The organism is Bradyrhizobium rifense (assembly GCF_008123425.1).
Classification (GTDB): Bacteria; Pseudomonadota; Alphaproteobacteria; order Rhizobiales; family Xanthobacteraceae; genus Bradyrhizobium; species Bradyrhizobium rifense.
Map to the genome: position 1 here is coordinate 17,831 of NZ_VSSS01000065.1, position 12,540 is coordinate 30,370.

7 protein-coding genes and 1 pseudogene are annotated in these 12,540 nt (G+C 65.0%); 6 read left to right on the plus strand and 2 right to left on the minus strand.

Annotated elements, in window-relative coordinates:
- Window positions 1-205: 205 nt before the first annotated feature.
- The 4 genes from FXB40_RS48375 to FXB40_RS37645 all read left to right on the plus strand — a co-directional run bounded on the left by FXB40_RS48375 (window position 206) and on the right by FXB40_RS37645 (window position 7,626).
- Window positions 206-382, plus strand: a complete 177-nt coding sequence (locus FXB40_RS48375) for a hypothetical protein (protein WP_028343048.1) — start codon at window positions 206-208, stop codon at window positions 380-382.
- A 206-nt stretch (window positions 383-588) separates the two neighbouring features.
- A complete protein-coding gene (locus FXB40_RS37635; RefSeq protein WP_148777331.1) occupies window positions 589-1,551 on the plus strand; it encodes a DUF3991 and toprim domain-containing protein in 963 nt (320 codons plus the stop codon).
- Window positions 1,552-1,748: 197 nt separating this feature from the next.
- Complete coding sequence (locus FXB40_RS37640) at window positions 1,749-2,354, plus strand: DUF1419 domain-containing protein (protein ID WP_148777332.1); 606 nt, start codon at window positions 1,749-1,751, stop codon at window positions 2,352-2,354.
- A 169-nt stretch (window positions 2,355-2,523) separates the two neighbouring features.
- Window positions 2,524-7,626 (plus strand): N-6 DNA methylase, encoded by a 5,103-nt coding sequence (locus FXB40_RS37645; RefSeq protein WP_148777333.1) that lies wholly within the window; start codon window positions 2,524-2,526, stop codon window positions 7,624-7,626.
- A gap of 473 nt (window positions 7,627-8,099) precedes the next feature.
- On the opposite strand, the pseudogene FXB40_RS37650 reads toward FXB40_RS37645, so the two are convergent.
- Together FXB40_RS37650 and FXB40_RS37655 are read right to left on the minus strand one after the other, a co-directional pair.
- Window positions 8,100-9,061: pseudogene (locus FXB40_RS37650) on the minus strand (transposase); the annotation flags it as partial.
- 34 nt (window positions 9,062-9,095) lie between these two features.
- Window positions 9,096-9,515 (minus strand): hypothetical protein, encoded by a 420-nt coding sequence (locus tag FXB40_RS37655; RefSeq protein WP_148777334.1) that lies wholly within the window; start codon window positions 9,513-9,515, stop codon window positions 9,096-9,098.
- Window positions 9,516-10,189: 674 nt separating this feature from the next.
- On the opposite strand from FXB40_RS37655, the gene FXB40_RS37660 reads away from it, so the two are divergent.
- Both FXB40_RS37660 and FXB40_RS37665 read left to right on the plus strand, forming a co-directional pair.
- A complete protein-coding gene (locus tag FXB40_RS37660; protein WP_187437423.1) occupies window positions 10,190-11,470 on the plus strand; it encodes a YadA family autotransporter adhesin in 1,281 nt (426 codons plus the stop codon).
- Between the two features lie 30 nt (window positions 11,471-11,500).
- Window positions 11,501-12,259, plus strand: coding sequence for a hypothetical protein (locus FXB40_RS37665; protein ID WP_148777336.1), 759 nt, complete (start codon window positions 11,501-11,503; stop codon window positions 12,257-12,259).
- The last annotated feature ends 281 nt before the right edge of the window (window positions 12,260-12,540 follow it).

Here is a 12,540-nt window from a genome sequence, read left to right on the forward strand (position 1 = left end):
CCATGCTTTTCGGTGATGGACCAACCCCGCTCTCGAATGGGCTTTCCTTGGTTCTGGTGCGGCCTTCCACGATCAACCCGCAAGGGGTTCGCTACGCAAGCGTGCGACCTCTTCGGCTTCGCCTGCGAGGTGACCGCAGCCACCCCCGAACACGTCGGCGCCTGTCGAGCGGGGATGGTCCCCGCCGCAAGACGGGAGCCTTTCAATGTCGCACAATCTCACCCTCGCTCAGAACCACGCCTTCGATCTGGCCCGCACGCTGATGGTGCCTGTCATACTTTTCCAGGCTGAGAGCGAATTCGGTGTGATGGTCTCCAGCGAATACGACGGCGACCAGGACGCCATCGTCCATGAATATGACCCCTGGTGCCCGGCTCATTGAGCCGGGTGACCGGTTGCCGCTGGCGCCATGCCGGCTGCAAGGGAAGCTTCGCCGCGCCCAGGTATCTGACAAATTCGACAGCTTGTACGCGCGCCCTTGCATTCGGCAGGCTTCGCGGCCGTTCGGGGATGTGCCGCAAGGCCAGGAACAAGTGAGACCAACAGAACAAGGGGCCGGACGCCGCGTGCGCGACGCCGGTGCAAACAATGGACAAGAGAGAAATCGAAGAGCTGCGCGAAAATGTTGGCTGCGCAGCCCTGCTGGAGAAAGACGGCTGGAAGGTCGATCTCAAGGAAAGTACCCGCCGTGCGATCAAGTATCGCCGCGACACCAACATCATCATCGTCATCCACCAGGGCCGCGGCTGGTTCGATCCCCTGTCGCCGGCGAAAGGGGACGTGTTTTCGCTCGCCCAACATCTTGGCGCCGTTGGATTCGCTGACGCGTGTGATCGTGTTTCCGGCGTCGTCGGCTTCGTGCCCAGCGCGCCCGCCTGGCGGCCGACCGCAAGTCCAAAACCGCTCGCCTCGATCGCGCAGCGTTGGTGTCGCCGATCCGAACCTCGGCCCGGCTCCGCGAGCTGGCGCTACCTGGTCGACGAGCGGCATATCCCCGAACGGATCATCGTCGCTGCCATTGGCGAAGGACGACTTCGCGAGGGCCCGCAAGGCAGCATGTGGGCGGCACACAGCAATTCGGTCGGCGTCATCACTGGCTGGGAGGAGCGTGGCCGGAGCTGGCGCGGGTTTGCGACGGGCGGTACGAAAGAGCTGTTCCGCCTGGGTTCCGCGGATTCCTTGCGCATCTGTGTGACGGAAGCCGCAGTCGATGCGATGAGCCTTGCCGCTCTCGAAGAGCTGCGTGATGACACTCTGTATATCAGCACGGGCGGGGGATGGGCGCCGGCAACAGAGACGGCGGTCCGCGCTTTGGCCGGGCGCGCCAATGCCGTCATTGTCGCCGCGACCGATAACAATCGGCAGGGCGAAGTCTACGCCCGTCGGATTCGGGAGATCGCGGACGAGGCCGGCTCTCGTTTCCTGCGGTCGCAGCCGCTCACCGACGATTGGAACGAAGACCTCAGCGCCGCCCGAATCGGAGGTGGACAGGAAGGCAATACGGCATGGTCCCGTGCTGTATGTCGTCCGCGCGAAGGCGAGCGAATATGAGGAATGAGAAAAAGCGAGGATCGCTGCCGCATGCCCGGCCGGCGCGTCAAGGGTGAAGCTTCGCCCGCGTGCCGCGGCCCTTGACCCGCCGGACCGGAGAGGCGGCTGCCGAGGAGGTGTGACGAAGGACTGAAGCGATGAGGAGATCAGGCGGATCGCTCGCGCTTCAGCCCGGTCAGGCTGAAAAGGAGCCGCCGATGCACACCTCACTCACCATCCGCAAAGTCTTCGAAGGCGTCGCAACCCGCCCCGAGATGTACCGCATGTTCCACCGCCATCGCGGCGATCCGGCAATGGCCGAAGGCGACGCCCCGCATCTCTTTGCGGGCGAGTGGTTCGAGATCGCAGAATGCGATCATGATTATATGCTCGAGATCCTGCCGCCGCTATGGATGCGCGCCGACATGTTCGCGATGCGCGAATTTATGACCGGCAGCGTCACCAGCATCTTCTTCGCGCTCACCATCGATGGCAGGCGACGCTGGATCCACGGCTATTGCGACTTGTCGGCCCCCGGTTCGCCGGAGCGGATGAAGGCAGAGATCATCGAGCGCGAATCGCGGCCGGTCCGCGCCATGACGCGCGACGAGCGGCTTGAGCACATCTGGTCGAGCACGCATGACGACTATCGCGGCTATGCCGGCGAACGCTGGCCCGCGCCCATGCGCGGTCGCCGCACCGTGCTCGTCTACGCCGGCCAGCGCGGCACCGTCCTGAAGCTTCTCGACGACCTGGCGGAGGCGGAGATCGCGGCCAAGCTGCCGGTGCAGCTGCGCCATCTGCCGGAGACGGTCGCGGCCTAGCCTCGCCCTTCCCTTCCCGACCTGCGAGCAGCCCGGCCACGCGCCGGGCTTCGCATTCCCGCATCCGGCCCTGGCGCCGGCTCTCCGTCAAACCCGCAAGCGCCCATGCCCTCCGTCGCAGCCCGCGCCGGCGGACGACTGCGCGCGCCCAGCAGAAGGACATTTCCAAATGGCGCATGACGATCCTTTCACCCTCGACCTCTTCGGCAACACCGCCCTTTCATCGGGCCTCGGCCTCGGCGTTACTGCGTTCGGCCCCGATCCCGGCGGCGACGACGATCATGGTGACGATCCGCCGCCGTCGCCGTCGGTCCCCGCAGGGCCGGCGGTCTCGTGGACGCAGCCCTCCCCGGCCGGCTCGCGCAAGCGCTGCGACAATTTCTACCTTGCTGATGCGCGCGGCCTCGCAAGGAACTGGAAGCAGCGCGCCCGCGACAATGTTGCGGCGGTCCGGCTCGCCTCACAGGTCGAGGCCGAGCAGCGGCCCGCGACGATTGAGGAGCAGCGGCGACTGATCCGCTTTACCGGCTTCGGCGCGTCGGAGCTTGCCAATGGCATCTTCCGCCGGCCGGGCGAGACCGAGTTCGCGAAGGGCTGGGACGCGATCGGCGCCGATCTGGAGGACGCGGTCGATGATGTTGACTACGCCTCGCTCGCGCGCTGTACCCAGTACGCCCATTTCACGCCGGAGTTCATCGTGCGGGCGATCTGGGCGGCATTGCTGCGGCTCGGCTGGCGCGGCGGACGTGTGCTCGAGCCCGGGATCGGCACCGGCCTGTTTCCGGCACTGATGCCCGAACCGCTACGCCATATCTCGCACGTCACGGGCGTCGAGCTCGATCCCGTCACGGCGCGCATCGCCCGGTTGCTGCAGCCGCGGGCGCGGATCGTCACCGGCGATTTCGCGCGCGCCGATCTACCGGCGAGGTTCGACCTTGCGATCGGCAATCCGCCCTTCTCCGATCGCACCGTCCGCTCGGATCGCGCGCTGCGGTCGCTCGGCCTGCGGCTCCATGACTATTTCATCGTCAAGGCGATCAAGCTGTTGAAGCCGGGCGGGCTCGCCGCCTTCGTCACCTCGCACGGCACGATGGACAAGGCGGATGGCTCCGCGCGCGAGCTGATCGTTGAGCATGCCGATCTCCTCGGTGCGATCCGCTTGCCGGAAGGCAGCTTCCGCGCCGATGCCGGCACCGACGTCGTGGTCGACATCCTGTTCTTCCGCCGGCGCAAGCACGGCGAGCCGGAAGGCGACCTGTCCTGGCTCGAGCTCGAGGAAGTGCGCCCGGCGACGGAGGATGAGGGCGCCGTTCGCGTCAACCGCTGGTTTGCGCACCATCCTGGTCTTGTGCTCGGCGCGCACGCGCTGACCTCCGGTCCGTTCGGAGAGACCTACACCTGTCTTCCCAAGGCGGGCGAGGACCTCGCGCCCGTACTGGCCGAGGCGATCACCCTCCTTCCCGACGCCATCTATGACGGCGAACAGGAGGCGATCGACTCTGACGGCGAGGACGAGGTCGTGCCGGCGAAGCCGGATAGCTCCGCGAGCCTCACGGCGCGCGAGGGCAGCTACCTCCTGGATCACCGGCATGGCCTGACGCAGATCCTCGACGGGGAGCCAGTCCCTGTTGCGGTGCGCAAGGGCCGCAGCGCCGACGGCATTCCGGAAAAGCATGCCCGGATCATCCAGAAGCTGATCCCGATCCGCGATGCGGTGCGCGAGGTGCTGAAATACCAGGAGCTCGACCAACCGTGGAAGGACGCGCAGGTCCGCTTACGCATCGCCTGGTCGAACTTCGTCCGCGCCTTCGGCCCGATCAACACGACCGTCGTCTCGACAACGGAAGATCCAGAAACCGGCGAGGTCCGCGAGACACACCGCCGGCCGAACCTCCAGCCCTTTCTCGATGATCCCGATTGCTGGCTCGTCGCGTCGATCGAGGACTACGACCTCGAATCCGATACGGCACGGCCGGGCCCGATTTTCACCGAACGGGTGCTCGCTCCGCCGGCGCCGCCCGTCATCACCAGCGCCGCTGACGCGCTGGCCGTCGTGCTCAACGAGCGCGGCCATGTCGATCCCGATCACATCGCCGAGCTCGTGCATCGCGATGCGGACGACGTGATCGCCGATCTCCGCAGCGCCATCTTCCGCGATCCGGCCGACGGCTCCTGGCAAACCGCCGACGCCTATCTTTCAGGCGCGGTTCGATCGAAGCTCGCGGCGGCGCAGGCCGCGGCCGCGCTCGACCGCGAATATGAGCGCAATGTGGCGGCCCTGCGGGAGGTGCAACCCCTCGACCTCCGGCCATCAGATATCACCGCGCGTCTCGGCGCTCCGTGGATCCCCGCCGCCGACATCGTCGTCTTCGTCAAGGAGACGATAGGCGCGGAGATCAAGATCCACCACATGCCGGAACTGGCATCGTGGACCGTGGAAGCCCGCCAGCTCGGCTGGATGGCCGCGGGCACCTCCGAATGGGGCACCGAGCGGCGGCACGCCGGCCAGCTTCTCTCCGATGCGCTCAATTCCTCGGTGCCCCAGATCTTCGACACCATCAAGGACGGCGACAGCGAGCGCCGTGTCCTCAACGTCATCGATACCGAGGCGGCGAAGGAGAAGCTGCACAAGATCAAGACCGCCTTCCAGAACTGGATCTGGTCCGATCCTGATCGAACCGATCGCCTGGCGCGGGTCTACAACGACCGGTTCAACAACATCGTGCCGCGCGCCTTCGACGGCTCGCACCTGAAGCTGCCGGGCGCCTCGGGCGCATTCGTTCTCTACGAGCATCAGAAGCGTGGCATCTGGCGCATCATCGCCTCGGGCGCGACCTATCTCGCCCATGCCGTGGGCGCCGGCAAGACGATGACGATGGCGGCTGCCATCATGGAGCAGCGCCGCCTTGGCCTGGTTGCCAAGGCCATGCTGGTCGTTCCCGGCCACTGCCTGGCGCAGGCCGCGCGTGAGTTCCTGGCGCTCTATCCGGGCGCGCGCATCCTCGTCGCCGACGAGACCAACTTTACCAAGGACAAGCGGCATCGCTTCCTATCGCGCGCCGCGACCGCGACTTGGGATGCGATCATCATTACCCATTCCGCCTTCCGCTTCATCGGCGTGCCGTCCGCGTTCGAGCAGCAGATGATCCAGGATGAGCTCGAGCTCTACGAGCAACTGCTCAGCAAGGTCGAGAGCGACGACCGGGTCTCGCGCAAAAGGCTCGAGCGGCTGAAGGAGGGATTGAAGGAACGGCTCGAAGCGCTCGCCACCCGCAAGGACGATCTCCTCACCATCTCCGAGATCGGCGTCGACCAGATCATCGTCGACGAGGCGCAGGAGTTCCGCAAGCTGTCCTTCGCCACCAACATGTCGACGCTGAAGGGCGTCGATCCCAACGGCTCGCAGCGCGCCTGGGACCTCTATGTAAAGTCCCGCTTCATCGCGACAAAGAACCCCGGCCGAGCGCTGGTGCTCGCCTCCGGCACGCCGATCACCAACACGCTCGGCGAGATGTTCTCGGTGCAGCGTTATCTCGGCTACGCGGCGCTTTTGGATCGCGGGTTGCACGAGTTCGATGCCTGGGCCTCGACCTTCGGCGACGTCTCGACCGAGCTCGAGCTTCAGCCGTCCGGCAAATACAAGCCGGTCACACGCTTTGCGACCTTCGTCAATGTCCCCGAGCTGATCGCCATGTTCCGGTCCTTCGCCGACGTGATGACGCCGGAGGACCTGCGGCAGCACGTGAAGGTCCCGGCCATCTCGACGGGCAAGCGGCAGATCCTGACCGCAAAGCCAACCCCGGCTTTCAGGCGCTACCAGTCCCTGCTAGACGCGCGGATCAAGGCAATCGAGATGCGCGACCGGCCGCCGGAGCCGGGCGACGACATCCTGCTCTCCGTCATTACCGATGGCCGCCATGCCGCAATCGATTTGCGTCTGGTCGATCCAGGTAGCGACAACGAGCCGGACAACAAGCTGAACCTGCTCGTCGCCAACGCCTTCCGCATCTGGAAGGAAACATCGGACAACAGCTACGTGCGCGCGGACGGCAAGCCCTACGAGCTGTCGGGCGCCGCGCAGATGATCTTCTCCGATCTCGGCACCATCAGCGTCGAGAAGACACGCGGCTTCTCGGCCTATCGCTGGATCAGGGACGAGCTGGTCCGCATGGGTGTGCCGGCATCCGAGATCGCCTTTATGCAGGACTTCAGGAAGTCCGAGGCCAAGCAGCGCCTGTTCGGCGACGTGCGCGCCGGCAAGGTCCGCTTCCTGATCGGCTCCTCCGACACGATGGGGACTGGCGTCAACGCGCAGCTTCGGCTGAAGGCGCTCCACCACCTCGACGTGCCGTGGCTGCCGTCGCAGATCGCGCAGCGCGAGGGCCGCATCGAGCGGCAGGGCAATCAGCACGATGTCATCGAGATCTTCGCCTATGCCACGGAGGGGTCGCTCGACGCGAGCATGTGGCAGAACAACGAACGCAAGGCCCGCTTCATCGCCGCGGCGCTCTCCGGCGATACGTCGATTCGCCGGCTCGAGGACCTCGGCGAAGGTCAGGCCAACCAGTTTGCGATGGCCAAGGCGATCGCGAGCGGCGACCAACGGCTGATGCAGAAGGCGGGACTGGAAGCCGACATCGCGCGGCTGGAACGTCTCCGCGCGGCGCATATCGATGATCAGCACACCGTCCGCCGGCAGATCCGCGACGCGGAGCGTGACATCGAGTTCTGCACGCGGCGGATCGTAGATGTCGGCAACGATATTGAACGCCGCGTTGCGACGGCCGCCGACGCCTTCGCCGCGAGCGTGGCCGGCAAGCGCTATGTCGAGCGCAAGGAGACCGGCCGCGCACTGATGAAGGAAATCCTGACCCTCGTGCAGCTCCAGCAGGAGGGCGAGATTGTGATCGCCACGATCGGCGGCTTTGACCTCGAATATTCCGGCGAACGCTTCGGCGGCGACGGTTACCGCTACTGCACCGTGCTGCTACGCACCGGCGCGGGAGCAGAGGTCGAGCTGCCTGTCACGGTCACGCCGCTCGGCGCGATCTCGCGTCTCGAACACGCGCTCGACGACTTCGAGGGCGAGCGGGAGCGCTATCGTCAGCGTCTCGCGGATACACGTCGTAGGCTCGCCTCGTATCAGGCGCGCGAGGACGGCGACTTCGCCTTCGCCGCCGAGCTCATCGAGAAGCGCCGGCAATTGGCGGAAGTGGAGAAGGCCCTTGCGACGGATGTGGAGGGGAGCGGCGAGAACGCCATCGCAGCGTGACGAGGAAGGGGTGTCTGTCAACATAGCTGTAATTGCTCGGCTTTTCTGGACGCATCTCATTCAATCTACGGTCCTAGCCACGGCCCTTCGCGGTCTCCCACGCCAGCGCGGCATGCTTTGTCGGTCTCGTTGAGGATAAGCCCCTGCGCGAGGCCGTCAAAGTGACGCCCCGCGCCTTGGAGCGCCGTGTCGTTGGGCAGAGCCTGGATACCTGAGTAAGTCGGATCGAATCCCGTATTGTCGTCGAATATGTTGCCATCGCCCGCACGAGCTGCGAGATCTGGCTGTCGATCTTGAGGCCACCGGCGGTGATCCCCTGCAAGGTGCTGGCACCTCCTGAAAACCAGTTGCTGATGGTCGTGCTGGTGTTGGTCCCAAGAAGATCGATCTTGAGATCATTTCCGGCTTGCTCGAACCACAAGTTTTGATTGGTGATCCCGCTCAGGAAATCGATCTCATTCTTCGAGCCTGTCGCGGATGCGCTGCCGCTCCAGCATCGGACGCATCAGGCCGCGATCGGACCGGGTGTTGCAGACCTCGATGTCAACGGCGATCTGCTGGCTGGCCGCACTCGTCACCTGCACGTTGTAGGCTGGGCGGAAGCCGCCGTCGGCCATCTTCATGACCCGTGCATCGGCGTCCGTCGTGGAAGCCCGCGGCTCCTTCGGCTTCTTGCCGTTGCCGCGTTTTTCTTCGCGCTCCTTGCGCTGCTGCTTGATCTCGGCAAGCGCCGCCTGCGCCGCTTTGACGCGTGCCTGACGCTCGCGCGCGGCGCGCTCCTTGCGGCCTTCATGCGCTGATTGCTGGCGTCCGAGCGTGCGTCGACCTCGCGCTTGAGATCTTCCACAACCGCCTCAGCCTGAGCCAGATGTTTGTCCAGTGTTGCCTCGCGCCGGAACGAGGCGGCTCCCGCGCTGGCCCGGACCCGCACCCCGTCCTGCGCCAGCGTCTCCAGATCGACGAGGCCAGCCTTCGCCAGCGCCGCCAGATGCTCGCAAAGCAGCCGGTCGAGCAGCTCGGCCCAACCGACCCGGAAGTCCGCCAGCGTGTGATGGTTCACCGACACCCCGCCACACAGCCAACGACAGGCGTCATGGCTCTCGCACAGCCGTTCCAAAGCGCGCGCGCTGCCGACGCCCTCGTTGGTGGCATAGAGCCACAACGCCAGCAAAAGCCGCGGCGATGTCGCGGGGTGACCGGGCCGCTCACCCCGCGCCTTGATCCGGTTCTCCAACTCGCTCAGATCAACCCCTTCGACATAGGACCAGAACAGGCGCACCGGATGGTCTTCCCCAATCAGGCTCTCGATATCCACCGCCCGCAACTCGATCTGGTCGCGTTGGGGTTCTCGGAGCCGCGGCGCGCCGAGCGGCGCCGCTCCAGCCTGCGCCTTCGCCTGCTCCGGCAGCTGCCCAAATAACTCATCAGCCGACATCGCCGCCTCCTGCCAATCCATCGCGGCAAGAGAATCATACGTACCTGCGATCCGCTATACTTGCTTGCAAGCAGTCAAAAGATTCACACCCTCTGACAAGCAGGGCGTTGCCGGTGCGGCTGGCGGTCACGTCCCCGGCGTTCAGGTCCGTGAAGCTCAGGGTATCAACATCTATCGCAGAGCCTGACCGGTCGGCGATCTCATCGTTGCCGTCCCCTGATCTGTAAAAATACGTGTCGGAGCCATCGTTGCACTGCCGATAGTCATTTTCCTTGTCGCCGAAAAGGAGGAGCACGCTAGCGGAGAATCGCAGGCTCAAGAAGCTGCTGGCCGAACCGATGTTGGACGCACCGACGCTGAAGGAGATGCAATTCGGCAACATTTGGAAAAAAAGCACCGCCAAAGATCGGTATCGCTTCGACTTCAACCGAACGGTTGATGTGCGGCGCGCCATCTCCTTCCACCTTCGCTCGGCCTGGGATGAATGGGAGCTGCTATTCGGCTCTCGCATCTTGAGTCTGGCCCGATCGATCAAGATTGGTCGACGTTTTGGAGCTGAGAGCGCAAATGCCTCGTATAGTCACTGAAGCGATGTTTCGTTTGATTAAATCCCGCGTGCGCGTCGCCCAGCTCTGGAGCGCGGCACGTTACGCGACCGGCATGGTAGCGCTCGCCACGGCAATTTCTGCGCCGGTTGGTTCCGCGTCGGCTCAACAAGCCTGTGCGCTCAGCCCAGGACCTGGCACCGGAACTGCAGTAGCCAGTAAAGACCTTGCATGCGGTGCCGGCTCGTTCGCCTCGGGCACGGCCACCGAAGGCGCCACGGCGATCGGCCAAGGTTCCTCGGCCGGTGGCGGGAGCACATCAGTAGGTGCCGGCGCTGGTTCAACTGTTTTCGCAACTGGTGCGACGAGCATCGGTGCAAACGCCAATGCCACATTTGTTCCTTCAGGCTCATACAGCACTGCGATCGGCGCCGGTGTTGTTACAGCAGGTATTAGCTCTGCTGCGCTTTCGAGTGGGGATTACAGTGTAGCGATCGGTGGTGGCGACGGAGTCGGCGGCGTAGGCGCGCAATCCACCGGCGTCAAATCGATCGCGATCGGCCTGAGCAGTGCCGCGGCGGGCGTGTCCTCGACCGCGATCGGGAGCGGAGCCAGCGCCACGACCGACAACTCCGTCGCCCTGGGCAACGCGGTGACCGCCAACGGCACCAATTCCTTCGCGGCCGGCAACAACTCCCACGCCAACGGGGCAAGCGGCGTCGCCATCGGCGATGGCACGACAGCAAGCGGCGCCAACAGCACGGCGACCGGCCAGAATAGTCATGCGACCGGCACGTCTGCCAGCGCCTACGGACGGGGCAGCACGGCGGGCGGCCTCGCCAGCACTGCCCTGGGCAGCGCGGCGACCGCAAGCGGCCTCAGTTCCTTAGCTGTCGGCAACTCTTCCAGCGCGACGGGGGTCGGCGGCATCGCCATCGGCACGAGCTCGGAGGCATCGGCGTCAAGCGCCTTCGCTGCCGGCGACCACGCCAGCGCATCGGGAGCGGGCGGCGCCGCCATTGGCAACCACTCGGTCGCATCGGCGGCAAATACGACGGCGATCGGCAGTGGTGCGAAAGCCACGACCGACAACTCCGTTGCGCTGGGCAACGCAGTGACCGCCAGCGGCACCAATTCCTTCGCAGCCGGCAACAACTCCAGCGCCACCGGGGCAAGCGGCGTCGCCATCGGCGATGGTGCAACCGCCGGCACCGGCGCCAATGCCATCGCCATCGGCACCGGCGCCGTCTCGACCGGCTCGGTCGCGATCGGCGCCAGTTCGTCGGCGGCATTCGGCAACACCGCGATCGGCGACGGCGCGCAAGCGAGTGCAGCCTCCGGCAGCTCTGCTTTCGGCAACGGCGCGGTCGCTTCCGCCACGAATGCCACCGCGATCGGCACCGGAGCCGTGGCATCGGGCGCCAATTCGGTGGCGATCGGCAACGGATCGGTCGCTTCCGCCGCCAACACCGTGTCGGTCGGCTCGACGGGAGGCGAGCGCCGCATCACCAATGTTGCAGCCGGCATCAACCCGACCGATGCCGTCAATGTCAGCCAACTCGCCGGCATCACCGGCGGCTTCCAGGGGCAGATCAGCAACTTGCAGAACCAGGTGACAGACAACTTGCGCGAAGCGCGCGCCGGCATCGCCTTGGCGATGGCCGCAGGTGCGCTTCAGTTCGATCAACGGCCCGGCAAGGTGTCGGTCGCAGGTTCCTATGGAAATTTCAAAGGCTCGTCCGGCCTTGCGATCGGCATCGGCTATGCCGCAACGGACCGCTGGCGGGTCAATGCCACTTTCTCCGGTTCGCCGGATCAAGGCGCTTACGGCGGCGTGGTGTCCAGTTCGTTTACGCTGAACTAGCCGCGATGAATCCTGGATTTGGAAGTGGCATTGCGTGATATCGTGCGCCGATCGGGAATAGCCATTGGCGTCCTGCTGTGCCTGGCCATCGGCGACGCGTTCGCACAAGCGCCCTCTCAAGCTGAAGTGCCGCCGGGCGCAAATGGTCCCAGACCGATTGCCGCCCAACCACCCGCAACGGCGCAGCAGCCAAAGGTAACAGCGAAGAAAGCGGCTCCGCCGGCAACGCCGCCTGTCGCATCGATTCCGATCGTTTCCGATGTCGGCAGTTTAAGTCCGCCGGAAAAACCGGAGCCGGTCCTGCACGCCAAAAATGCCGGTCTCGGTCCATGCACGAGCGCAGTCGAGCGCGGATCGGCGTCGTCGATCGATGCGCCCCACAGCGCCTTTTCCAACTGGAATCCCGGCGCGCCCAATTTGCACGCCTTTCAATCCATCGTCGTCGAAACCTACCAGAGCCCGATTGCGCCGCGCGCGGCTTCGGTGATTTTGGCAAGTCCTTCCGTCAACGGATGCGATGCGACTTCCATTCAGGTGTTTCCATCGGCGCGGCCCTGCATTGACGTCGAAAAGGACATTCTGAAGTCTTCCGCGATGATTGGAAAACTGGCGGGACTTCCACTGTACCGGAGCAACGCCGGCGAACATCGGATCCTGATGCCGACCGCTGGCAATGGATGCGTGATCATCGGCGTCAGCGTTCAGTATGTCGCCGGTGCAGCCGCGGCGCCGACGGTCGCTCAACCGGCGCCGAAAATTTCACCATCTCCGATGCCGCCGGCGAAATGACAGGGCATGGCACCTCGCCGCGCAAGTGCGGCCTCTCTGTCTTGTGATCGGTGTGGGCGGCAGCGTTGCCCAAATCGGACCGGGCTCAACCGAACGGTGGAGGCAGCGGCCGCCCGTTTCGGATTGAGTGTTTCTGCATTGCCGCATCAGACGCCAGCGCGTGCGCTCCGTGTGTCGACCAAGCCGCTGACGGATCAGATCGCGAAGCCCTGGATGGAACGATGACCCGAATGCCGAACGCGATCGAGTTCAATTTCACCAATCAGATTGCAGGAAAATAA

Excerpts from the sequence above, each read along its gene's own strand:
- FXB40_RS48375 (WP_028343048.1), top strand. The coding sequence starts at position 206 with ATGTCGCACAATCTCACCCTCGCTCAGAACCACGCCTTCGATCTGGCC.
- FXB40_RS37635 (WP_148777331.1), top strand. The coding sequence starts at position 589 with ATGGACAAGAGAGAAATCGAAGAGCTGCGCGAAAATGTTGGCTGCGCA.
- FXB40_RS37640 (WP_148777332.1), top strand. The coding sequence starts at position 1,749 with ATGCACACCTCACTCACCATCCGCAAAGTCTTCGAAGGCGTCGCAACC.
- FXB40_RS37645 (WP_148777333.1), top strand. The coding sequence starts at position 2,524 with ATGGCGCATGACGATCCTTTCACCCTCGACCTCTTCGGCAACACCGCC.
- FXB40_RS37655 (WP_148777334.1), bottom strand. The coding sequence starts at position 9,515 with ATGGCGCGCCGCACATCAACCGTTCGGTTGAAGTCGAAGCGATACCGA.